Below are 22,767 nucleotides of genomic sequence, written 5' to 3' on the forward strand. Positions count from 1 at the left end.
CCGGCAAACCCCTTCGCGAGCAAGGACTAGGCGTCCCCCTCGATCCTACGAATAGCCCGGGTCTCAACCCTTGCGCGCAATCCCCTTGCCCGGCAGATGCTCGCGCCCGTGCGGCCCGCTGAAATCCTGCTGCGGCCCCAGCGGCACTATGCCGGTCGGGTTGATGGTGCGGTGGCTGCCGTAATAGTGGTTCTTGATGTGCTGGAAGTTCACTGTGCCGGCCACCCCCGGCAACTGGTACAGCTCGCGCAGCCAGCCGGACAGGTTCGGGTAGTCGGCCAGGCGCCGCAGGTTGCACTTGAAATGCCCGTGGTACACGGCATCGAAGCGGATCAGCGTGGTGAACAGGCGGATATCGGCCTCGCTCAGGTATTCGCCGGTCAGGTAGCGCCGTTCGCCCAGGCGCTTCTCCAGGCAGTCCAGTTCCTCGAACAGGGTGACGAAGGCCTCTTCGTAGGCTTCCTGGCTGGTAGCGAAGCCGGCGCGGTACACGCCGTTGTTCACCGCCGGGTAGATGCGTTCGTTCAGCGCGTCGATCTCGCCCTGCAAGGCTGTGGGATAGAGGTCCAGATCGTTGCCGGTCAGGCCGTCGAAGGCCGAGTTGAACATGCGGATGATCTCCGCCGACTCGTTGCTGACGATGCGCTTGCGCTGCTTGTCCCACAGCACCGGCACGGTGACGCGGCCGGTGTAGTGCGGATCGTCGCGGGTGTAGCGCTGGTGCAGGAACTGCAACCCATCCAGGGCATCGCCGGTGGAGCCCAGGCTGCGGTCGAAGGTCCAGCCGTTCTCCCGCATCAGCCAACTGACCACCGAAACGTCGATCAGCCCGGCCAGGCCCTTGAGCTGGCGGTAGATCAGCGTGCGGTGTGCCCAGGGGCAGGCGAGGGAGACGTACAGGTGGTAGCGCCCGGCCTCGGCGCGGAAGCCGCCTTCGCCGCTGGGGCCAGGCTGGCCGTCGGCGGTGACCCAGTTGCGGCGTTGTGCGTTCTCGCGCTGGAAGCGGCCATCCTTGCTGGTGTCGTACCACTGGTCTTGCCAGCGGCCATCGATGAGCTGTCCCATGACTGGCTCCTCAGGAAAGGGTATGGGGGCCAGTCTACGCCCTTGCTATCGATGGATCGCCGCAAAAACAGGGTAGAAGCTATCTACCCGATCGATCTGTCCCGAGCGGCCCAGCGCTGCCGGGCCTCGGCGAAGGCCGCCTCGCGGTCGCGGCCCAGCCCGCGCAGGCCCAGGGCGATGGTGGCGATCACTGCCAGTTCGCCGTAGGCGTCCTCCCGTTCGCCGCGCCAGAACTCGACCAGCACCTGCGGCTCCAGGCGCTCCGGCTTGACGTGGCGCAGCGCCGAGAGGGCCGGCCATTCCTCGTCCCAGCTCTGGCCCGCTTCGGTGCCGTAGAGATGCGCCGGGCTGTCCGGGTTGATCTCGATCTCGCCGCCTTCGCCCTTGATCACGATGGCGCGGTCGCCGAGTAGGCGGCTGCCTTCGCGGTGGTTTTCCTGGTAGCCGGGGTGGAAGATGCTCTGCAGGATGCAGCGCGCGCCCAGCGGGTTGAGCAGGCGCACCAGGGAATGGATGGGCGAGCGCAGGCCGAGGGTGTTGCGCAGGTCGATCATCCGCTGCAGCGCCGGCATCCAGTCCACCAGCGGGGCGAAGGCCAGGCCGCCCCGGTCGAGCGCTTCGCCCACGGCGTTCCAGTCGCGGCACAGCGGGATGTCCAGCGTCTGCAGCAACTGCTCGGTGTACAGGCGCCCGGCGGTGTGCGCGCCGCCGCCGTGCAGGAGGATGCGCGTGCCGCTGCCGGCCAGGCACTTGGCGGCGAGCAGGTACCAGGGCAGGTGGCGCTTCTTGCCGGCATAGCTGGGCCAGTCGAGGTCGACGGCGATCCGCGGCGCGTCCAGGCGCGCGCGCACGGCCTCGGTGAAGCCGGCCAGCTCATCGGCGCTTTCCTCCTTGTGCCGCAGCAGCATCAGGAAGGCACCCAGCTGCGCTTCTTCGACCTGGCCGTCGAGGATCATGCCCAGGGCCTCGCGGGCTTCCTCGCGGGTCAGGCTGCGCGCGCCGCGCTTGCCCTTGCCGAGGATGCGCACGAACTGCGCGAAAGGGTGTTCGGCGGGTGTCTGCAGGACGAGAGGGGCGGCGGTCATAGGCAATTGGTCGGCTTCGGCAGGCCGGCGAGCTTGGCGGCAAGCTTGGCCGGGGTGCCTTTGAACAGGAGGTTGAGGTGCAGGCTGCTGCCCTTTTCCGCGCCCAGGCGCTGGGCCACGTACTTGATCAGCGGGCGGTTGGCCGGCGACAGCTGGAACTGCGCATAGAACTCGCGCAGCAGGTGGAGGATTTCCCAGTGTTCCGGCGTGAGGTGCAGGCCTTCCTGGCGGGCCAGGGCTTCGGCGGCGGCTACCGACCAGTCGTCCAGGTATTGCAGGTAGCCGTCCTTGTCCAGGGCGATGGCGCGCCCTTCCACCGTGAGGGTAGTCATAGCCAGGCGTTGACCTTGTCGTAGCGGGTGCAGAGTTCGACGAAGGCGGGGTAGTCCACGGCCTTCAGGTTGGCCGGCAGGTGTTCCTGCAGACCGCGCGCCTGCAGGTCCTCGGCGAGGGCGAAGCAGGCGTTGGGCAGGTGCTCCAGGCGTTGGCGCGGGGCGCTGCCGGCGGCGAGGGCGTAGACGGCATCGCCGCTGAGCAGCAGGCCGTCGTCGTGGCACAGCAGCTGCAGGCAGCTGTCGAAGCGGCCGTCGCCGAACGGGGAATGGGAAAGCAGATGCAGCGTGCTCATCAGAGGGTGATCACCTGGTCGTATTGCTGGGTCAGCTGGCGCAATGCGAGGTCGTCCAGCACCTCCACCGGCAGGCTCAGACTGGCATCGGCCAGGCCACGCTCGGCGAGGCTGCGCTCGGCGGCGTAGAGCCTTTCGACGCCGAACAGCGGCAGGGCCTGCAGGTTGGCCTGCAAATCCTTCTGTTCGAGGTTGGTGGGTTGCTGGCCCGGAGCCAACTGGAACACCCCGTCATCGAGGAAAAGGAAGGCGATGGGCAGGTCGAAGGCGCCGCCGGCCAGGGCGATGTCCAGCGCCTCGCGGGCGTCGGGGCCGCTCCACGGGGCCTGGCGGCTGACGATCAGCAGGGACTTGGCCATCAGTCGCCTCCGAAGCAGACCAGGCGGTCCGCCATCTGCGTCGCTTCATGCAGCTGGCCGAGGCCGGACAGCTCCCAGGGCGCCTGCAGGTTGGCCGCCGGGCGTTGGTAGCGGGTGGCTTCCTCGGCGTTGAGCACGCCGCGGCGCAGGGCGGCGGCGATGCACACCACGGCATCGAGGCGGTGCTCGCCGACGAAGCGCGTCCAGGCCGCCGCCACGTCCAGTTCGTCCTGGCCGCTCACCGGGTTGCTCGAAGCGCTGTGCACGCCGTCCTGATAGAAAAACAGGCGGATGATCTCGTGGCCGCCGGCGAGCACCGCCTCGGCGAAGCGCAGGGCGCGCCGGGCGGCGGGCGAGTGGGGCGGGGCGAAGAGGGCGATGGCGAATTTCATGGCATGGGCCGGTCGGCGGATTACAGCGCGATGATAAGGCCAGCGCGGGGATTTTGCTGCGCCGGAAAAGGAAAAAGCCCGCCAAGGCGGGCTTTTCCGGTGTTGCCGGGAAGCGTCAGTCGTCGCTGCCCATGATGCCGAAGATCTGCAGCAGGCTGAGGAACATGTTGTAGATCGACACGTACAGGCTGATGGTGGCCATGATGTAGTTGCGCTCGCCACCGTGGATGATGGCGCTGGTCTGGAACAGGATGGCCGCCGAGGAGAACAGCACGAAGCCGGCGCTGATCGCCAGTTGCAGGCCGCTGATCTGGAAGAACAGCGAGACCAGCATGGCGCCCAGCAGGACGAAGAAGCCGGCGGTGATGAAGCCGGACAGGAAGCTCATGTCCTTGCGGGTGGTCAGCACGTAGGCGGACAGGCCGAAGAACACCAGGGCGGTCATGAAGAACGCCGAGGAAATGATGCTGGCGCCGTTGGCCATGCCCAGGTACAGGTTCAGGATCGGGCCGAGGGTGTAGCCCATGAAGCCGGTGAGGGCGAAGGTGGTGACCAGGCCCCAGCCGCTGTCGCGCAGCTTGAGGGTGGCGAAGAACAGGCCGTAGAAGCCGACCAGGGTCAGCAGCAGGCCCGGGTGGGGCAGGTGCAGTTGTTGCGAGACGTAGGCGACCAGGCCGCTGAAGGCCAGGGTCATGGCCAGCAGGCCGTAGGTGTTGCGCAGGACTCCGCTGACTTCCCGTTGTTCCGCCGCGGCGGGGTTGAGATATTGCCGTTCTTGCATGGCTAGACACTCCTGTAAGCGGAATGGGATTCCGTGACCATAGTTGCAGTGATGATATCAAAGCCGCCTGTCAGACGTAGGATCAGAGTTTGACAGTGTGTTGCGATCCGGTACTATGCGCCCCCGAAAGGAAGTGTGGCCGAGTGGTTTAAGGCAGCGGTCTTGAAAACCGCCGGGTGTAACAGCCCCCAGAGTTCGAATCTCTGCGCTTCCGCCATCTCCAAGGCCCTGATTTTTCAGGGCCTTTTTCATTTTCGGCGGCCAACATTAAGGCTCGATGATGGGGCCTGAAATGGACTGAGTTCCGAAACTGTCGCCTATTTTGCGGGCTTTGCCACTGCTCCGCGGCGGATGTAGATCTTCTTGGTGATCTCCCCCTCGGTGTGCCCGAGCAGCCGGCTCGTTTCTTTCAGGCCATTGATTTCCGTGGCCGCTCTCGGTGGGATGTCGTTGAGCTGGAAACTCCGGATGATGATGGCGCCAGATGGTGAAGATCTAAGGCAAGGTGGAGCTATTCCGCTGGTCAATTCTCCCCACTGCTGCCGTTAGATGGGCAGTTGGCTTCGGCCTCGCAGACACAGACAGAAGGTAGCGGAGTGGGCAACCTTGGAGACTGCCCCTCTGCAGGATGCGGTTGATCTGGATGAGGTGATGCCGAAGGAAGTGGCAAGGCTAAAGACCCTGAAGCATTACAGAATCGCTCTGAGTCGCTTGAGACAGCAGGCCGGCCGTCGGCTAGCATTGAGTGACCGGCCTATCCAGGCTAGGAGAAGAGGCGCTGCAGGAAGGACTTCTGTGGAGCCTTCTTCACGATGAAGACAGCCTGCTCAAATGAGCCATCATCGGTGAAGGTAATGGACTCCGCACGATCACCGATGAGTCGCTGAACCCAGCCCAGGGGAACAGCGGACCAACCGTAGAAGCTCTTATCGAGGAACCGGCTGCCAACTGCGGCATGCGTGTGTTCGCCATTCTCGTATGCGGCAATGGCCGCATGGGGGTCTTCAAACAGGCCTGCGTAGTAGAGTTCGTAGGGATTACGATCGTCGGTCTTTTCCTTGCACGCCCGGCAGATGTTCAGGAAATGCAGGTTTGTCGAGGTGAAAACCATGGTTCCGCCCGGCTTCAATACCCGCATGAGTTCATTGATCCAGTGCGAGGCGGACTTTTCAGACAGATGCGAGAAGACTGAGAAGGCATAAGCAACATCCATGGACTTGTCTGCATAGGGCAGCACTCCATCGTTGCAGATCTGCTGCAAATCACCTTTGACGCCAGTTCTTTTGGACTCCTCAAGGATTGCCGGGTCGACGTCAACACCATGGAGATTTTGTGCTGAGACGTTCTTGTAGAAGCACCGAATAATGCGACCCCAGCCGACGCCGAAGCCAAGAACGTTGGTATCTGATTTCAGGCCACCGGCACTGTCTCGTATTACTTCGTAGAACCGGAAGGCTTCGTCGAGTGCTTTCTCTCCGGATGCGCCAACGAAGATGCTTTGCGTCTCTGAAGACGGCCACTCCGGGAGACCCTCTACCGGCTCAACCATCGAGCGCTTGAGGGTTTCCAGCCATTCCTGATCCCTGAACCACGGTCATCTCGTACTCCCTCTAAAGCATCCATGAAAAGCCGACGTAGCCTACATCAAGGTTAATTTCGGCAGAAATAGTGGTACAGAAGAGCCCACATGCCCCTCACCGAGCAGCAGCTCCTGCGCATCCTCCCTAGCGCCGGCCCCAGAGCCGGCGTTTTCGTCTCTGGAGTCTGACCAATGCGTACATCCGACCGAGGCCTGAGCCTCATCAAATCGTTCGCGGGCCTGCGCCTGCAGGCGTACCAGGCGTGGACGTCTGGACCATCGGCTATGGCGTCACCCGCGGCGTGAAGGCGGGGATGGCCATCACCAAGGACCAAGCCGAGCGGTTGTTGGTGAACGACGTGCAGCGTTTCGAACCTGACCTGGATCGCCTGGTGAAGGTGCCGCTGAGCCAGAACCAGTGGGATGCCTTGATGAGCTTCGTCTACAACAACCTGAACGCGGCCAATCTCGAGTCATCGACGCTGCTGAGCCAGAAGTACTACACTGGTGCTGATTATCCGTTCCCGCGCTGAATCAGTTGGCGCATTAGAGGGTGGCCGGCCGAAATTAAATGGCCGGCCGTCCCCTATTAAGAGAAAAGGCGCTCAATGAACGATTTCTTGGGCGCCTTTTTGACAATGAATACAGCCTGTTCAAATGACCCATCATCGCGGTATTCGATAGAAGTGACGGCGTTGCCGAGGAAGTTCTTTAGCCACGTCTCTGGCATGGAGGCCCAGCCGTAGAAGCTTCCATCTAAGGTGGCGGATTTCCCGCCATTACCTACGAAGACGTGCTTTCCGGCCTGGAATGCCGCCATTTCCGCTGATGGATCGTCGAACAGATTTGCATAACGCTCTTCATATAAATTGCGGTCTTCAATCTTTTCCTTGCAGGCACGGCAAAGATTCAAGAAGGCTAGATTCGTGGAAGTAAAAATAAGCGTGCCACCCGGCTTGAGGACGCGCATGAGCTCGGTTATCCAGTGCTTCGCAGAATCTTCGGATAGATGCGAAAATACAGAAAACGCATATATGACATCCATTGATGAGCGGCTAAAGGGGAGGCATCCATTGTTACTTATTTGCTTTAGGTTGCCTTTTACGCCCGTCCTCTTGGCTTCCTCAAGAATTGCCGGATCAACGTCCACGCCATGGAGATTTTGTTCCGGCACATTCTTGTAGAAACATCGGATTATGCGGCCCCAGCCTACGCCAAAGTCTAGGACCCTGGTCTCAGCTGATAGGCTGCTCACGCTATCGCGAATTACCTCGTAAAAGCGGAAGGCTTCATCAAGCGCTTTTTCACCGGATGCCCCTACGAAAATGCTTTGGGTTTCCGACGAAGGCCATCCCGGTAGTCCGTCGACAGGCTCTACCATGGAGCGTTTAAGAGTATCCAACCATTCCTGATCCTGAATAGCAGTCATCTCGTATTCCTTCTAGGGCGTCCATGAAAGGCCGATGTAGCCTACCGCAAGGTGTATTTCAGTAGAAGTAGTGGCACAAAAAGCAAATAAACGGCTGCAGACTCTCCCGAACGCCAGCCGGAAAACCGGCGTTCTTGCTCCTGCGCTGAACCGCGCGATGCAGTGCTATCAGATCGACTCCGCCGTGCGCCAGGCGACGTTCTTGGTCCAGATCGGTCATGAGTCTGGCCAATTGCGGCGGATGCATGAAATCTGGGGCCGACAGCGGCCCCAGTAGGGCTATGAGGGCGGCAAGAACTTGGGCAACACCCAGCCCGGCGACGGCCGAAAATTCTTGGGCTGCAGCCTGATCCAGATCACCGGCCGAGACAATTACCGGAAGAGCCTGGGTCTACTGGTGCCTGGTCAGTTTGAACTGCTGGAGCAAGCCGAGTGGGCTATGCCCTCTGCGGCCTAGTGGTGGCCGAGCCATAGGCTCAATGACCTGGTCGATGCTGGCAAATTCGAGCAGATCGTCCGGCAGCCTCAACAGGCAGGCTGATCGCTTGGTGCCGTGGGAGAAGACAACGGTGGTGCTGGTATGGGGACCTAGATATGGAAGGCCGGCGCTGGTTTGCTCGCAGTCATACTGGCGCCGCCGTCGGCAGTGCTGCGGTGACCAACTGCACGACCACCTGCGACAGCCTGCAATCTTCGGTCAATCAGCAGAACAGGCGCTGGTAGATCTGCAGCGGCTGGCTTCCTCGGTCGACTCGCTGTTACTGGGATCGGTGATCGATGTGCAGATATGCGCGTTCAGGGTCGATCGGTAGCGCCGGAAGGGATACGAAGAAAGGCTGGAGGCGGCCGTGACTGCCAGCCAGTAGGATTACGCCTGTGCTGCTGCAGGGCTCATGAGTTTGTTGTGAGCCTTCTTCCCGAAGCGGATGAATGGTTCTTCAACGAGCTTGTAAGTCGCGTAGGAAAGCGGTAGGACCATAAGGATGGTGATTCCGAGACAGGAAAAATAGAACGCTGTATCGTTTTTTATGAACTGACCGATCCACTGATAAATTGGCTTGGAGAGCAATATTACCGTCCCGTGCGATAGGTAGATGGAATAACTGATCTTACCTAAGAAACTGGTTGCCCTGTTTACGATAACCTTGATCGGGAATAAAGCGATGCCAAGCAGCAATAGTGCATAGGCAAGGCCGTGCCACATATACGGGTTCCCTGCGAAGAGCTTGTCGGTAATTATCCCGTTAGAGCGCATGACGAATATCAGTGCGCAGGAGGCTATGAGTACTGAGCCAGCCAGCTTTTTTGGCTGAATTCCTTGGAAGCGTTCGCTGAAGATTATGAAGTAGCAGATGGCCCCGAAAGCAAACACCGGTATGTCTTTTGTGAATAGCCAGAACTTATACTGCCCGACGTCACTTGCAGAGAGCGGCAGATGATCAATGACCACGAGCATGCCAAGGTAGGCAGCGAAAGAGGTAACGATAAAAATTGTCGCATGGGAAAGATTGCGCACGCTGAAATAGATCAGCGGGAATATCGCGTAGAAGAGGACTTCGACGCCGATTGTCCAGCTTGCCATGGCGATTCCGGATTGCTGGCCAGGAATCAGGTTGAAGATCATCAGGAAGTTGTTGGCAATCTCCATTGGGGTATTGTGGATGCCGTGAAGAACTGGGTTTCGGATGCAGGACAGTATCAGCCAGAGATAGAAGAGTGGAACAATCCGGAAGAGTCTGTGCAGATAGAACGAAATGGTTGGGCTGCTTTCTTTCAAACGGGCCGGCATCGTGTAGAACAACGAGAAACAGCTGATTACGAAGAACAGCATTACTCCGCTTGCGCCTTCAACAGCGAAGCCCTTGAACCAACCTGGAACTGGAACGCTCCCCACGAAAATCAAATGGAAGAGCACAACGTAGATTGCCGCCAATCCCCTCATGGCGTCCAGGTACTCGATTCGGCGCCCTGCAGGCATTCTTGCGTCAGTGGTTCCGTTCATTGCTCTGCGTTCGCCGGATGAATGAACTGTGTATTCTATTAGCGTGCCGGGGATGGTGAAAGCCTTCCGGCTCAACAGCCGAAGCGGCGAGCCGTCGCCCAGTCGCCGGCAAGCCCCGCACTGCGGGGCTTTTGCGTTTCTGGCCGGTTCCGAATGCAGGGGATTATGCTGCCGGATCATTTCCGCATGCTTAACGCCACTTCCGTATCGCAGCGCCACTTGGTTTGTTCGATCACCACACTGGGTGCCCGCGTGGAGGATTGGGCTGACATCCCACATGACGCCTAAGCCTTGTTTCCTACAGTGTCTGGAGAAAGTCCAGTAAGGCCTGCAACTCCTGCGCACTCAGCCGCAATGGTTCGAGCAGCGGCGAAGTCTTCGGAAACAGCGGGTCATCTTTCTGCTGCGCCGTCGGCAGCGGGTGGAACATCCCGGCGTTGTACATGTTGAGGATGCCGCGCAGGTCCCCGAACAGGCCGTTGTGCATCCAGGGCCCGGTGCGCGCGACCTGGCGCAGCGAGGGCGTGCGGAAGGCGCCGACGTCCTCGGCGCGGCCGGTCACCCTGTAACGGCCGAGATCCTCGTAGCGGCGGCCGTAATAGGTCAGGCCGAGGTTGTGGAAGCGGTCGTCGCTCAAGGCTTCGCCCTGGTGGCAGTTCAGGCAGCGGGCCTTGCCGCGGAACAGGTGTAGGCCGTGCAGCTGGGTATCGCTCAGGGCCTTGCCGTCGCCCAGCAGGAAGCGGTCGAGGGCGTTGCGCCGGGGCGCGAGGCTGCGCTGGTAGGTGGCCAGTGCCCGGCCCAGTTGAGCCGCGTCGATCGGCGTGCTGCCGAAGGCCTCGGCGAAGGCCCGTGGATAGTCGCGGTGCGTGCGCAGGCGCTGGAGCAGCGGGTCGAGGGCGAAGGCCATCTCGGTGGGATCGACGATGGGCATCAGCGCCTGCTGCTCCAGGCTGCCGGCGCGGCCGTCCCAGAACAGGTTGGTGAAGTGGCTGGCCATGGCTACGCTGGGGGCGTTGCGGGTTCCGGCCTGGCGGTCGTGGCCGAAGGACACGCGGCGGCCGTCGGCGAAGGCCAGGTCCGGCTCGTGGCAGGAGGCGCAGGCGATCTGTCCGGAGCGCGACAGCAGCGGCTCGAAGAACAGCTGCCGGCCCAGTTCGACCTGGCGCTCGTCCAGCGCCGGGGGCGCGGACAGCGGCGCCAGTTCGCGCCAGGCCAGCCCCGGGCTGATGTCCGGGGCCGGCCAATTCGCCGAAGGCTGGCTGTAGACCTGGCGCAGGCAGGCGTAGTCCACCGGCTGCGCGTCCAGGCGCGTTGCGCAGTCGTCGGCCTGGGCCAGCCCGGCCAGCAGCAGCCCGGCGGCCAGCAGCGTCCTAGAAGCGATAACCCACCTCCACCCAGAACTGCCGGCCGACCTCGTAGGTGGGGACGCCGCTGCTGTTCACGCTGCTGACGGAAACCCTGTCGAGCACGTTGAACACGTCGAGGTTGACGAACAGCGCCTGGTCCTTGGCGGTGGGCTGCTCCCAGGCCAGGCGCAGGTCCCAGGTGAGGGCGGCGGACTGGTCTTCTTCCTCCCACACTTCCACCGGCGTGCCCTGGTAGTCCACCTCCTTGCCGGTATCGAGAATCTGCCGGTAGCCGGCGCGGTAGCGCAGGAAGTTGCTCCAGGTGAGGTTGGCCCGGGGGATTTCGGTGATGGTGGTCAGGCGCGCGGTCCAGGGCCGGTTGAAGTTGTCCGCCGGGCGTTCGGAGTAGCGCATGAACTTGCCGTCGTACTGGATGATCGGGTCGGCGAGGTCGGTTTCGCTGACGGCGGTGGCGTAGTCGACGTTGGAGCTGGTCACGTCGGTCCAGTCCAGGGCCAGTTGCAGCAGGCTGCTGGTGCCGGCGAGCTCGAAGCGGCGCTGCGGGGTGACGGTCAGGCTGAGGATGTCGCTCTCGCTGCTGCCGCCGTTGGTGTAGGTGTAGTAGCTGGTGCTCAGGTCGTCGCTGGCCGGCTGCCCGAGGTAGCGGCCCTGGGTGCGGATGATCTGGTCGTGGCCGTCGCGGTGCACGTACTTCAGCGCGAACTCGGTGCTCCAGAGCATCTGGCTGATGCCCAGGGTCCACTCGTCGTCGTAGGGGATGTCCAGTTGGTTGAAGCGCGTGTTGTTCAGGGTGCGCACCGGCGAGCCCCAGTCGGCGCCGCCGCTGGCCCGAGTCAGCTTGTACTGCAGGGCGCTGCGGCCGTCGTACAGGCGATAGGCGAACATGTTGCGCCCGTAGTAGCGGTTGGCGCCGCCGGTGAAGCGCGTGCGGCCATCGCCGAACAGGTCGTATTCGGCGGCGAAGCGCGGGGCCAGGGTCTTCTTGTCCATGTAGTCGTCGCCATCCAGGCGCAGGCCGGGGCGCAGGGTGAGGCGGCCGATGGCGATCTCGTCCTGGGCGTAGAGCGCCCAGGCAGTGGTGTCGAACTCGATCTTGCCGGCCTCGTAGACGTTCAGCTGAGTGAAGGCCTGGCCCTTGCCGGCGAAGTAGGGCGTCGGGCTCAGCGAGCACCAGTCGCTTTCGCTGCAGGTGCTGGTGGCCTTGAGCAGCGAGCCGTACCGGAACTCCTCCAGGCGGTCGTAGTAGGCGTTCTGCCGGGTCAGCTCCAGGCCGGTCTGCACCTTGTGCTGGCTGCCCAGCACCTGCCAGGGATGCCAGTCGGCGTTGAGCTTGTAGCTCCAGGTGGTCTGGCGCTGCTCGATGTCGCCGTAGTTGCCCTCGGAGCTGAGCACCGTGGCGCTGCTGGCGCCGGGGGCGCCCCAGTTCTTCTCCGGCGACCAGCGCCAGCCCTTGAAGTAGTCCTTCTCGCTGTCGCGGGAGTTGTCCATGCGCGACCAGGCGATGGTCTGGGTGACCTCGGCCAGGGAGGCGTCCCAGATCGCCCGCAGGTTGGCCTGGTAGCCGCCGGACTTGATGTCCAGCATGGAGTCGCGTCCGTTGACGATGAAGTAGCGGTTGTCCTGCGGGGCATAGGTCAGCGCCCCCTCGAAGCTCAGGTCCTCGCGGGCTTGCCAGACGCCCTTGAGGTAGTAGTTGTCGATGCGCCGGGTCTGGTCCTTGTCCATGCCCTCGGCCGGGGCATCGTAGGTGTTCGCGTTGTAGCCCTTCAGTGGAATGGTGGAACGCTTGGAGGAATAGTTGAGCAGCAGCCCGAAGTCGTCGGTCACGTGGCCTTCGAGGGTGCTGCGCAGCACCAGCTTGTCGAACTCTGGCTGGTTGGCGTAGCTGGTGGAGTCCTCGAAGTTCTGCTGGTCGCGTTCGTCGATGTGGTAGCGCGTCCACTGCGAACGGCTCACCTGCGCAGAAACCTTGCCGTGCAGCTCGCGGCTCGGCTGCCGCGTGTTGGCCTCGATCACCCCGCCATTGAAGCCGCCATAGGAGGCCGGGACGTTGCTGTCGAGCACCTTGACCTCGTCCAGCAGGTCGGTGTCCAGGGCCAGGCCCTGGCTGCGCCCGGGCACGTCGGTCATGGAGACGGCGCTGCTGGCGTCCGCTGCCGGGTCGAGGTCGTTGTTCATACCCACGCCGTCGACCAGGAACAGGTTCTGCCAGTACTTGGCGCCGTTGATGCTGACGTTGGCCGGGTCGATCTCCCCGGGCGTCTTGCTGCTGAGCTGGGCGTCGTCGAACTGTACGTTGGGGTTCATCTTCAGCAGGCTGGTGATGTCGCCGTTGCCGGCCGGCATGCGCTCGATGATCTCGCGGTCGAAGTCCATCTCGCCCTGGAAGTTCCGGATCCGCGGGGCACGCACCCACATGTCGCCGGCGGAGACGGCGTTGCTCAGGTCGACGCGGAATAGCGAGACCAGGTTGGGCTCGCCGTAGCGCCAGTGCAGGCCGCTGCCCTGCAGCAATCGGTCGAGCGCGTCCCAGGCGCTCATCCGCCCGGCAACCGCCGGGCTGCGCAGGCCTTCCAGCAGCTCGCTGTCGGCGCTGACCTGCAGGCCGCTCTGCTGGCCGAAGATGAGCAGGGCGGAAGCCAGGGATTGTGCGGGAATCTCGAAGTGCCGCTTGTGCTCCAGCGGCGCCTCGTCGTCCTGGGGCGGGGTAGCGGCCCAGGCGGGCAGGGGAGCGAGCGGGGTGAGGCAGAGCAGGCCGATGCCGCCGAGTCGGCGCAGGGGCAGGTAGAAACGGCCGCAGCCGCGGGCTACGGACTTCCCGTTGAGATTCATGGAGCGCTGTCTCCGAAAGGCGCGCGAGGCGCCAGTTGCAGTTGATAACGACTCTCAGTCGTGTTCAGCGCTCAATGACGTAACCTACGGCGATTTTTTCAATCGCCGCATGAAATTTCTTATCTCCTAGGATTTACCGACAGCCACAACGGGCCCCAGCCACCGACTTCGCCACCGAATGGCCGGACCATGGCCTGCAGCGCGCGGCGTGGGTCGCGCAGGTCGTAGATACCGGTGACGCGCTTGCCGGCGAAGGCCTTTTCGTCCACCAGCAGCACCCCCGGGTAATTGCGCCGCAGTTGCGCCAGCAGGTCGGGCAGGGGCGTGTCGTTGGCCAGCAACTGGCCTTGGCGCCAGGCGCCGATCTGTTCGGCGGGAACCTTTTCCTGGCGCGCCTGCCCACCCGGAAGTTCGACCCGCAGCCGGCCACCGGGGCCCAGCTGGCGCGGCGGCAGGTCCAGCGGCGGCTGGACGCGTACCGAGCCGCGCGCCACCGCCACTTCCCAGGCTTTGCCCTCGGCGCGGACGTCGAAGGCGGTGCCGGTCACCGTCACCTCGCCATCGCCGGCCTCGACGCTGAAGGGCCGCGCGGCGTCGTGGGCGACGTCGAAGAAGGCCTCTCCCTGCACCAGGCGGACCTGCCGTCGGTCGCTGCTGAACGCCAGTTCCAGGTGGCTGCCGGCGGCCAGGGAGACCTGGCTGCCGTCGGGCAGGCGCAGCTCGCGGTTGGCGCGGGCGCTGAAGCGGTCGGGATCGTCCGGCTGCAGGGCCCAGGCAAGCACGCCCAGCAGCAGCGAGGCGGCCAGCGCCAGTGGCCAGCGCCTACGCTGTCGAGGCCGTGGAGCCGCAGGCGCGGCCTCGGGCGCTGGCCTCGGCGTCTGCGCGCTTCCGGCAGCCATGCCGCTGAGCTGCCAGGCCCGCCCGACCTGGCGCAGCGCCTGGGCGTGGCGCGGGTCGGCCTCGGCCCAGGCGCGGCAGGCCCGGCGCAGTTCCATCGAATCCGGCGCGTCGCGCAGGCGCATCAGCCAGTCCATGGCCTGCTGCCAGACCGGATCGTCGTCCAGGGGTGTGTCTCGCTCGTCGGTCTCGCTCACGCGGTCCTGCTCATCCATGGGGGCGGAGGGGGACATTGTCGGGCGCTTGCGCCCGCGGCGCCAGGCTTCATTGTCCATCGTCGGTCAGGCTCCGCGCGCAGTGGCCAAGGGCCTGGCGCACCAGGTTGTGGACCATCCCCACGGAAAGCTCCAGCTGGTCGGCGATGGCCTGCAGGGTCAGCCCCTCCAGGCGGTACAGCTCGAAGACGCGCCGCGTGCGCTCGGGCAGTTCGTCGAGCGCGCGGTGCACGCGCTGCAGCTCCTCGCGCTGCAGGGCGATCTGCTCCGGCGAGGGACGCGGGTCGCTGAGGAAGTCGAAGAAGTCGTCGTCCGCCGCCTGCCGTTCCCCATGCAGCGGACGACGCACGAAGTCCAGCGCTAGGTTGCGCACGATGCGGTACAGGTAGGCGCTGGGCTGATGCAGCTGGGCGACGCTCAGTTCGGCGCTGGCGAAGCGCAGCCAGGCTTCCTGGACGACGTCTTCGGCGTGTGCCCTGCAACCGACAATGGGCGTGGCGTAGGTGACCAGCGCGGTACGGTGGGTAAGGAACAACTGCAGCTTGTGTTGGCCTGGGTCTGTCACGGTGCCGGGGAGTCTGAGGTCGCGGGGGAGGAGGCTTAATCGAATATGGGAATCATTATCATCTCAGTAAACGGCGGCAAGCGCCAGATAGGCCGGGGCGCGATCGACAGGCCGGCACCTGGCCTCGGCTAAAGATTCTCGGGAACGAGCAGCCCCTTTCTGCGGTAGTGCTCGATGTCGATGCCGAAGGCGCCGCTGGGGTGGACCAGGTAGAGGTAATAGGGTTTTCCCTGGTCGTCCTTCGGGTTCGTGGCCAGGTCGATGACCCGTTCCCGGCAGGGTTGCTTGTCGGCGTCCAGCACTCTCAGCAGCTTGGGTTTGAGCTTGTTGCCGGGCGGGCAGCCGATGATGATGCCGACTTCGCCATTGCTCAGCTCGGCGATCTCGCCCGGCGGGTAGATGCCGATGAGCTTGACGAAGTGCGCGACCATCTCCTCGTCGAAGTGCGTGCCGGCTGCATCGAATATTATCCGCAGCGCTTCCAGGCTGGAGCGTCCCTTGCTGTAGACTCTGTCGCTGGTGATGGCGTCATAGGCGTCGACTATCGCCACCAGCTTCGCCACTTGTGGGATCTTGTCGTGCCGCAGGCCCCGGGGATAGCCGCTGCCGTCCAGGCGCTCATGGTGGCAGTAGGCGGCATCGACGGCCGCCGGCGGGACGTCGCTGGTGCTCATGAGCAGCTTGCGGCCGCTGTCGGCATGGGTCTGCATGATCAGGTATTCGTCCGCCGACAGCCGGCCGTTCTTGGTGAGTATCGGTAGTGGAACCTTGATCTTCCCGAGGTCGTGGAGCATGCCGTACATGCCGATATCGACCAGCTCCCGTGGCAGCATGTCGAGCCGGCGGCCCAGGGAAATCGCATAGATGGCCGTCCTCAGCGAGTGCTCGGCGGTGTAGTCGTCCTTGTTCCTGATCTGGGTGAGCCAGAGCATTGCCGCGGGGTTGCGCAGGATGCTCTCGACGCACCCTTCGATGGTGCGCTTGACCCCGGGGATGTCCAGCGCCTGGCCGAGACGCACCGCGTCCAGCAGGCCCCGGGCAACCTCCAGCGCTTCGCCCCAGGTCTGCTGCGCCTGCTCTATCTCCTGCCGGAAATCCACCTTGCCAATGAGTGGCACAAGCTCCGCGCGGGTGTCCCCGGGGATGCCGTCGGGCAGGGACCGGGCCTCGACCCAGGCATGCTTGGCTACCTGCCTGATCCGTTCCAGTTCCTTGAGAGTCCTGATCTGGAAGCCACGGAACAGAAACGGGGTGTTCTCCCAGGACTCGTCGAGCTCCAGCACATACATTCCGACGGTCAGTTCACAAACATCGATCCTTACCCTGTCTTTGCCACGCAATCGTTGTTTTTTCTGTGCAGTTTTCTTTACGAATAATGTCAATATGACATCATTTTTATCGGTTTCATTGATCTGCATCAGTGGAATGGTTTTCTTGTTTTCTGTTTATGCGGGGCGCTTCAAGGATTTTTTCTGATTCTTGCGACAAGGGCGGAGCCCGGCACTATTTCGGCGCCGGGCTCCGCTCGTACGTCACTCCGTCTGCGGATCGAACTGCTTGTCGCGGATCAGCAGGGCGGGAATGATGCCGCAGACGAAGTAGGCGGCGCCCATCACCAGGAAGCCCGCGCCGATGGACACCTGGGTGGCCAGGAAGCCGATGGCCGCCGGGGCGATGGCCGCGCCGATGCGGCCGATGTTGTAGGCGCCGCCCACGGCGGTGCCGCGGTAGCGGGCGGCGAAGCTTTCGGTCATGTAGGTGGCGTTGACGCCGTAGGGGATGCCGTAGAGGAAGCCGAACACCACCAGCATCCAGAGAATGGCCTCGGGGCTGTGGTAGAGCACGATCACCGGCAGGAACACCGCGGTGCCCAGGGCGCCGAAGGCGAACACCTTGCGCCGGCCCAGCCAGTCCGAGGCGACGCCGGCCAGGACCTTGCCGAGGATCATCGCCGCGTAGGTGCCCACCAGGTAGGCGGTCATGGACTTGAAGTTCATGCCCATCTCGGTTTCCAGGTAGGACGGCAGCCAGTTGTTCACGCCGTAGTAGCCGAACTGCAGGAAGCCCGCGGTCAGCGACCAGAAGATGAACATGCTGCGGGCGCGGCGGTCGCCGAAGATCATGCGGAACGCGCCGGCGGATTTCTTCTCGACGACTTCCTCCTGGCCCAGGGCCTTGCGGCGCTTGCGCTCGGCCTGGGCTTCCACCCAGGCGGCCGGTTCCGGCACCAGGCGGCGCATGGCCACGGCCAGTACCACCGGGATGATCGCGACGTAGAACAGGTAGCGCCAGCCGTAGCTCGGCAGGATCCAGCCGGCCAGCAGGGTGGCGACGATGTAGCCCACCGACCAGCCCGCCTGCAGGGTGCCCAGCACCGTGGTGCGGTATTTGGTGGGCACGTATTCGGCCATCAGGGTGTTGCAGGCGACGTAGAGCGCGCCAAGGCCCAGGGAGGCGACGAAACGCGCCGCGGCGAACTGCCAGTAGCTGTGGGTCAGGCCCAGCGCGGCGGTGCCGACGGAGAACAGCACGATGGTCCAGACCACGGTGCGCACCCGGCCGAAGCGGTCGCACGCCCAGCCGCCGTAGATGCCGCCGATGGCCATGCCGGCCAGGGTGAAGCTGCCCAGGCTGCCGGCCTGGACGTTACTCAGGCCGAACTCGGCCTTCAGGCTGGTGAGGCTGTAGGACAGCAGCATGAGGTCGGCGCCATCGATCAGCAGGCCGATGAAGCAGAACAGGAACACGATCACCCAGGTCTTGCTCTGGGTGGTCGCTTGGGAAGTCGAAGCAGTGGTTTCCATGGGCGAACTACCTGTTGTATTTATTCGTGGGCCGGCGCTTGCGGCCCATCGGTAAGCCTGCGGGTCGCCGCCCGGCGGGGCAGGGCGGCGAGGGCGTCGTTCAGTGCGTGGCTTCGCGGATCATGTTGCGGGCGATGACCACCTGCTGGATCTGCGTGGTGCCTTCGTAGATGCGGAACAGCCGCACGTCGCGGTAGAAGCGCTCGATGGCGTACTCACTGACGTAGCCGGCGCCGCCGTGGATCTGCACGCAGCGGTCGGCGACGCGGCCGCACATCTCGGTGGCGAACATCTTGGCGCAGGAGGCCTCGGTGCTGACGTTGCGGCCCTCGTCGCGCTTGCGCGCGGCGTCCAGCACCATGCAGCGGGCGGCGTAGATTTCCGCCTTGCTGTCGGCGAGCATCGCCTGGATCAACTGGAACTCGGCAATCGGCTTGCCGAACTGCTTGCGCTCCAGGGCGTAGCGCAGGGCGTCGTCGAGCATGCGTTCGGCGGCGCCGACGCTCAGCGCGGCGATGTGCAGGCGGCCCTTGTCGAGCACCTTCATGGCGGTCTTGAAGCCCACGCCCTCGACGCCGCCGATCAGTTGGCTGGCCGGCACGCGCACGTTGTCGAAGATGACGTCGCTGGTGTGCGCGCCCTTCTGGCCCATCTTGTGGTCCGGCTTGCCCAGGGAGATGCCCGGGGTGCCGCGCTCGACGATGAAGGCGCTGATGCCGCCGGCGCCCTTGATCTCCGGGTTGGTGCGCGCCATCACGGTGTAGATGCCGGCATGCGGGGCATTGGTGATGAAGCGCTTGGTGCCGTTGAGCACGTAGTGGTCGCCGTCGCGCACCGCGCTGGTCTTCAGCGAGGCGGCGTCGGAGCCGGAGTCCGGCTCCGTCAGGCAGAACGAGCTGAGCAGTTCGCCGCTGGCGAGCCTGGGCAGGTAGTGGCTTTTCTGTTCGGGCGTGCCGTCGATCAGGATGCCGATGGAGCCGATGCCGTTGTTGGTGCCGATGTAGGAGCGGAAGGCGGGGGAGGTGCGGCCGAGTTCGAAGGTGATGTTCACCTCTTCTTCCATGGTCACGCCCAGGCCGCCGAATTCCTCGGGAATGGTCAGGCCGAACAGACCCATCTCGCGCATCTGCTCGACGATGTCCTGGGGAATGGCGTCGGTTTCCGCGACTTCGTTCTCGCGCGGTATCAGCACCTCGTCGACGAACTGGTGGATGGAATCCAGAAGTATCTGCAGCGTCTCTGCGTCTCGGATCATGTGCTCTCCTCAAGGGCCCGCCGGGCGGGCCTGTCTGGCAGGGCACCGTCACCCGGGCATCAGCGAGCGGCGGCACCTATGTTGTTGACCATGTTGATCAGGCGGGGCCCGATGTCGTCCGCGAGCTTCTCGCGGGTCAGCTGGAAGCTCGGTCCGCCGCAGTTGAAGGCCAGCAGCCCGTACTGCGGATGTACCAAGGGCACGGCGACGGAGTTGACGTCGCGGTGCCATTCACCGATCGACAGGCAGTAGCCGTAGTCGGTGAAGTCCCTGAAGGCGCGGTCCAGGCCCTTGCGGATGGCCGGCCAGTGTTGCGGTTCGCGCTCGCGGATGTGGTCGAGCAGGAACTCCCGTTCGTTCTCCGGCATCGCCGCCAGGCAGGCGCGGCCCACCGAACTCACCGCCAGCGGCAGGTAACTGCCGATCTGCCGGCGCATCGTCATGTTCCCCTGGCCCTGGACCACGTCCAGGTACACCATCTGCAGGCGGTCGCGGGCGGCCATGGCCACCGCCGCCTGGGCGTGGTTGGCCAGCTCCTCCATCAGCGGGTGGGCCACCGCGCGGATCGACAGGTTCGACAGCATCGCGTAGCCAAAGCCCAGCACGCCGACGTCCAGCTGGTACTTGCCCGAGTGCACCTCGCGCTTGAGGCAGCCCAGGCGCATCAGGGTGTTGGTCAGGCGCGTCACGGTCGGCTTGGGCAGGCCGGTCTTGCGCGCCAGGTCCTGGTTGCTCAGCACGTTTTCCCGTGGGTTGAAGCAGCGCAGGATTTCCAGGCCGCGAGCCAGGGCCGTGACGAACTGACCGCTGTTTTCCTCCTCGCTCAGCGCCGTGGCGGGGTCGAACATCCCCCGTTCCAACAGGCCGATCTCACCTTCGTTTTTCGTCGGCGCAGCCGAATCCAGCTCCGTCTTGTTGCGGCGCATGGTAGAACCCCTTTTCCGAGAAAATCAATAAAATAAAATTCAGTTTCGTCAGACGAAATTATAGAGGGTTTTCCAGTCTGCGTAAAATTGTCGCTGATATATTTACTAACTGATTGTTTTTAAAAGTAAAAATAACTGATCAGAACGGATGTCGTTTACAGCGTCGATCGAGGCTCACTATGATGAATCGTAAATACGGAATGTAGTTTCGTCAGACGAAACAATACTGAGGCAAGCACGATCATGAGCAACCAGCACCCCAGCGTGGTCCACCGAACGATCCAGGCCGATGGCGTGGCGGTGGTCCGCATCGACCGCCCCGAAGCCCGCAACGCCCTCAATGCCGCCGTGCGCCAGCAACTGGCCGAGCACTTCCGCGCGCTGGCCGACGACAGCCGGGTGCGGGCCATCGTCCTGACCGGGGGAGAGCAGTGCTTCGTGGCGGGCGCGGACATCCGCGAGTTCGCCCAGGCCAGCCCCATCGAGATGTACCGCCGGCACACCGAGCTGCTCTGGGATGCCATCGGCCGCTGCCCCAAGCCGGTGATCGCGGCGGTGAACGGCTTCGCCTTGGGCGGCGGCTGCGAGCTGGCGATGCACTGCGACATCATCGTCGCCGGCGAGTCGGCGCGCTTCGGCCAGCCGGAGGTGAAGCTCGGCCTGATGCCCGGCGCCGGCGGCACCCAGCGGCTGATCCGCGCGGTGGGCAAGTTCCAGGCGATGCGCATGGCCCTGACCGGCTGCCTGGTCAAGGCGCCGGAAGCCCTGGCGATGGGCATGGTCAGCGAGGTGGTCGGCGATGCGCAGACCTTGCCGCGCGCCCTGGAACTGGCCGCCGAGATCGCCGCGCTGCCGCCGCTGGCCGTGGCGCAGATCAAGGAGGTGATGCTCGCCGGCGCCGACCTGCCGCTGGACAGCGCGCTGACTCTGGAGCGCAAGGCCTTCCAGCTGCTGTTCGACTCCAGGGACCAGAAGGAGGGCGCCGCCGCCTTCCTCGAAAAACGCCAAGCCAGCTTCCAAGGGGAATGACCCATGACGCGTGATATCCAACGCATGGCCATCGTCGGCACCGGCGTGATGGGCAGCGGCATCGCCCAGATCGCCGCCCAGGCCGGCATCCAGGTGAAACTCTTCGACGCCCGCGAGGGCGCGGCGCAGGCCGCGCGCGACAACCTCGGGCGCACCCTCGGCAAGCTGGCGGAGAAGGGCAAGATCAGTGCCGGGGAAGCTGACGCCGCCCTGGCCCGCCTGCTGGTCGCCGGCTCCCTGGCCGAGCTGGCCGATTCCGAACTGGTGGTCGAGGCCATCGTCGAACGCCTGGACGCCAAGCAGGCGCTGCTGGCCGAGCTGGAAGCGGTGGTCGCCGCCGACTGCATCCTGGCGACCAACACCTCGTCGCTGTCGGTCACCAGCATCGCCCGCGGCTGCCGGCACCCCGAGCGGGTGGCGGGCTTCCACTTCTTCAACCCGGTGCCGCTGATGAAGGTGGTCGAGGTGATCGATGGCCTGGCCAGCGACTCGCAGGTGGGCGACCGCCTGCAGGCGCTGGCCGCGCGCATGGGCCACCGCGGCATCCGCGCCAAGGACACCCCCGGCTTCATCATCAACCACGCCGGGCGCGCCTACAGCACCGAGGCGCTGCAGATGCTCAAGGAAGGCATCGCCGAGCCGGCCGACATCGACCGCATCCTGCGCGAGGGCCTGGGCTTCCGCATGGGGCCGCTGGAGCTGTTCGACCTGACTGCGCTGGACGTCTCGCACCCGGTGATCGAATCCATCTACAACCAGTTCTACCAGGAGCCGCGCTACCGGCCGGCGGCGCTCACCCGGCAGATGCTCGAGGCCGGTTTCGTGGGGCGCAAGGTGGGACGTGGCTTCTACCGTTACGAAGACGGCAGGATGATCGATCCGCCGGCACCGCAACCGGTGCCGAGCGTGGCCGTGTTGCCGCCGGTATGGATCGGCGCCGAGTCCGACGAAGACCGCGAGTCGCTCGGCGCGTTGCTGGAGAAGCTGGGCGCTACCCTGGAGCAGGGCGAACAGCCGAGCAGCGAGGCCCTTTGCCTGCTGGCCCCCTACGGCATGGACGCGACCAGCGCCTGCCGGCGTTTCGGCAGCGACCCGGCGCGCACCCTGTGCATCGACCTGCTGCTCGATCTGCAGCGCCACCGCTGCCTGATGCAGAACCCGGCTACCGTCCCGGCCATGCGCGACGCCGCCCATGCGTTGCTGGCCGCCGATGGCGTCGGCGTCAGCCTGATCAACGACAGCGTCGGCTTCGTCGCCCAGCGCGTGCTGGCGCTGATCGTCAACCTGGCCGGCGACATCGTCCAGCAGCGCATCGCCAGCGTCGACGACCTGGACGAAGGCGTGCGCCGCGGCCTGGGCTATCCGCAGGGGCCGCTGGCCTGGGGCGACAGCGTCGGCCCCGCGCGGCTGCTGACGATACTGGAACGCATGACCGACCTGACCGGCGATGCCCGCTACCGCCCCGGCCCGTGGCTGCGCCGCCGCGCCGCGCTGGGCCTGTCGCTGCGCCATGCCGAGCCCGCGCTGGGCTGAGGCCCGGCGCTCACCCGATCCAAG

General features: G+C 64.3%; 22 protein-coding genes, 1 tRNA gene and 1 pseudogene. 6 read left to right on the top strand and 18 right to left on the bottom strand.

Going from position 1 to position 22,767, the window contains the following annotated elements; translation table 11 throughout:
* Window positions 1-63 precede the first annotated feature (63 nt).
* The 7 genes from RN02_RS27330 to RN02_RS27360 form a co-directional block, all read right to left on the bottom strand.
* A complete protein-coding gene (locus RN02_RS27330; RefSeq protein ID WP_043318306.1) occupies window positions 64-1,065 on the bottom strand; it encodes a glutathione S-transferase family protein in 1,002 nt (333 codons plus the stop codon).
* Window positions 1,066-1,148: 83 nt separating this feature from the next.
* On the bottom strand, window positions 1,149-2,150 hold the full coding sequence (locus RN02_RS27335) for a glycosyl transferase family protein (protein ID WP_043318307.1): 1,002 nt from the start codon (window positions 2,148-2,150) through the stop codon (window positions 1,149-1,151).
* Window positions 2,147-2,482: a TusE/DsrC/DsvC family sulfur relay protein gene (locus RN02_RS27340; RefSeq protein WP_009623204.1), complete on the bottom strand. Its 336-nt coding sequence runs from the start codon at window positions 2,480-2,482 to the stop codon at window positions 2,147-2,149. Before RN02_RS27340 ends, RN02_RS27335 begins: the two co-directional genes overlap by 4 nt.
* Window positions 2,479-2,778 carry a sulfurtransferase complex subunit TusB gene (gene tusB / locus RN02_RS27345; protein ID WP_043318309.1) on the bottom strand — a complete coding sequence of 100 codons (300 nt, stop codon included), beginning with the start codon at window positions 2,776-2,778 and terminating at the stop codon, window positions 2,479-2,481. The genes RN02_RS27340 and tusB overlap by 4 nt, the downstream gene beginning before the upstream one ends.
* Window positions 2,778-3,137 (bottom strand): sulfurtransferase complex subunit TusC, encoded by a 360-nt coding sequence (gene tusC / locus RN02_RS27350; protein ID WP_043318311.1) that lies wholly within the window; start codon window positions 3,135-3,137, stop codon window positions 2,778-2,780. Before tusC ends, tusB begins: the two co-directional genes overlap by 1 nt.
* Entirely contained in the window at window positions 3,137-3,529 is a 393-nt protein-coding gene (gene tusD, locus RN02_RS27355) for a sulfurtransferase complex subunit TusD (RefSeq protein ID WP_043318313.1), read from the bottom strand. Before tusD ends, tusC begins: the two co-directional genes overlap by 1 nt.
* Window positions 3,530-3,644: 115 nt before the next feature.
* Window positions 3,645-4,310, bottom strand: coding sequence for a Bax inhibitor-1/YccA family protein (locus RN02_RS27360; protein WP_009623200.1), 666 nt, complete (start codon window positions 4,308-4,310; stop codon window positions 3,645-3,647).
* 129 nt (window positions 4,311-4,439) lie between these two features.
* Between RN02_RS27360 and RN02_RS27365 the strand changes: the two genes are divergently transcribed.
* Window positions 4,440-4,527, top strand: a tRNA-Ser gene (locus RN02_RS27365).
* A gap of 332 nt (window positions 4,528-4,859) precedes the next feature.
* Window positions 4,860-5,126 carry a tail fiber assembly protein gene (locus tag RN02_RS32850; RefSeq protein ID WP_082033904.1) on the top strand — a complete coding sequence of 89 codons (267 nt, stop codon included), beginning with the start codon at window positions 4,860-4,862 and terminating at the stop codon, window positions 5,124-5,126.
* Here RN02_RS32850 and RN02_RS27370 read toward each other — a convergent pair.
* Window positions 5,074-5,859 (bottom strand): class I SAM-dependent methyltransferase, encoded by a 786-nt coding sequence (locus RN02_RS27370; RefSeq protein ID WP_043318315.1) that lies wholly within the window; start codon window positions 5,857-5,859, stop codon window positions 5,074-5,076. The genes RN02_RS32850 and RN02_RS27370 overlap by 53 nt on opposite strands.
* A 138-nt stretch (window positions 5,860-5,997) precedes the next feature.
* Here RN02_RS27370 and RN02_RS34610 point away from each other — a divergent pair.
* Window positions 5,998-6,075 (top strand): annotated as a pseudogene (locus tag RN02_RS34610) (glycoside hydrolase family 19 protein); the annotation flags it as partial.
* A 77-nt stretch (window positions 6,076-6,152) separates the two neighbouring features.
* Window positions 6,153-6,422: a lysozyme gene (locus RN02_RS27375; RefSeq protein WP_236695231.1), complete on the top strand. Its 270-nt coding sequence runs from the start codon at window positions 6,153-6,155 to the stop codon at window positions 6,420-6,422.
* Between the two features lie 56 nt (window positions 6,423-6,478).
* On the opposite strand, the gene RN02_RS32855 is transcribed toward RN02_RS27375, so the two are convergent.
* The 10 genes from RN02_RS32855 to RN02_RS27430 all read right to left on the bottom strand — a co-directional run bounded on the left by RN02_RS32855 (window position 6,479) and on the right by RN02_RS27430 (window position 20,181).
* Window positions 6,479-7,318, bottom strand: a complete 840-nt coding sequence (locus RN02_RS32855) for a class I SAM-dependent methyltransferase (protein WP_043318317.1) — start codon at window positions 7,316-7,318, stop codon at window positions 6,479-6,481.
* Window positions 7,319-8,186: 868 nt separating this feature from the next.
* Window positions 8,187-9,599 (bottom strand): acyltransferase family protein, encoded by a 1,413-nt coding sequence (locus RN02_RS27390; protein WP_082033905.1) that lies wholly within the window; start codon window positions 9,597-9,599, stop codon window positions 8,187-8,189.
* A 19-nt stretch (window positions 9,600-9,618) separates the two neighbouring features.
* Window positions 9,619-10,611 carry a cytochrome-c peroxidase gene (locus tag RN02_RS27395; RefSeq protein ID WP_081884680.1) on the bottom strand — a complete coding sequence of 331 codons (993 nt, stop codon included), beginning with the start codon at window positions 10,609-10,611 and terminating at the stop codon, window positions 9,619-9,621.
* 79 nt (window positions 10,612-10,690) lie between these two features.
* The gene (locus tag RN02_RS27400) at window positions 10,691-13,519 is read right to left on the bottom strand and encodes a secretin and TonB N-terminal domain-containing protein (RefSeq protein WP_009623194.1); all 2,829 of its coding nucleotides are present in this window, start codon (window positions 13,517-13,519) and stop codon (window positions 10,691-10,693) included.
* 119 nt (window positions 13,520-13,638) lie between these two features.
* Window positions 13,639-14,649, bottom strand: a complete 1,011-nt coding sequence (locus RN02_RS27405) for a FecR family protein (RefSeq protein ID WP_161796267.1) — start codon at window positions 14,647-14,649, stop codon at window positions 13,639-13,641.
* A gap of 31 nt (window positions 14,650-14,680) precedes the next feature.
* On the bottom strand, window positions 14,681-15,166 hold the full coding sequence (locus RN02_RS27410) for a sigma-70 family RNA polymerase sigma factor (protein WP_236695232.1): 486 nt from the start codon (window positions 15,164-15,166) through the stop codon (window positions 14,681-14,683).
* Between the two features lie 158 nt (window positions 15,167-15,324).
* Entirely contained in the window at window positions 15,325-16,614 is a 1,290-nt protein-coding gene (locus RN02_RS27415; RefSeq protein ID WP_009623191.1) for an HD-GYP domain-containing protein, read from the bottom strand.
* A gap of 114 nt (window positions 16,615-16,728) precedes the next feature.
* Window positions 16,729-18,000: an MFS transporter gene (locus RN02_RS27420; protein ID WP_009623190.1), complete on the bottom strand. Its 1,272-nt coding sequence runs from the start codon at window positions 17,998-18,000 to the stop codon at window positions 16,729-16,731.
* Window positions 18,001-18,100: 100 nt separating this feature from the next.
* Window positions 18,101-19,255, bottom strand: a complete 1,155-nt coding sequence (locus tag RN02_RS27425; protein ID WP_043272055.1) for an acyl-CoA dehydrogenase family protein — start codon at window positions 19,253-19,255, stop codon at window positions 18,101-18,103.
* Between the two features lie 59 nt (window positions 19,256-19,314).
* Window positions 19,315-20,181 carry an IclR family transcriptional regulator gene (locus RN02_RS27430; protein ID WP_043272054.1) on the bottom strand — a complete coding sequence of 289 codons (867 nt, stop codon included), beginning with the start codon at window positions 20,179-20,181 and terminating at the stop codon, window positions 19,315-19,317.
* 243 nt (window positions 20,182-20,424) lie between these two features.
* On the opposite strand from RN02_RS27430, the gene RN02_RS27435 reads away from it, so the two are divergent.
* Together RN02_RS27435 and RN02_RS27440 are read left to right on the top strand one after the other, a co-directional pair.
* The gene (locus RN02_RS27435) at window positions 20,425-21,210 is read left to right on the top strand and encodes an enoyl-CoA hydratase (protein ID WP_009623183.1); all 786 of its coding nucleotides are present in this window, start codon (window positions 20,425-20,427) and stop codon (window positions 21,208-21,210) included.
* A 3-nt stretch (window positions 21,211-21,213) separates the two neighbouring features.
* Window positions 21,214-22,743 carry a 3-hydroxyacyl-CoA dehydrogenase gene (locus RN02_RS27440; protein ID WP_043318323.1) on the top strand — a complete coding sequence of 510 codons (1,530 nt, stop codon included), beginning with the start codon at window positions 21,214-21,216 and terminating at the stop codon, window positions 22,741-22,743.
* The last annotated feature ends 24 nt before the right edge of the window (window positions 22,744-22,767 follow it).

Source organism: Pseudomonas sp. PI1, from assembly GCF_000812405.1.
In the GTDB taxonomy this organism is placed as follows: domain Bacteria; phylum Pseudomonadota; class Gammaproteobacteria; order Pseudomonadales; family Pseudomonadaceae; genus Pseudomonas; species Pseudomonas citronellolis.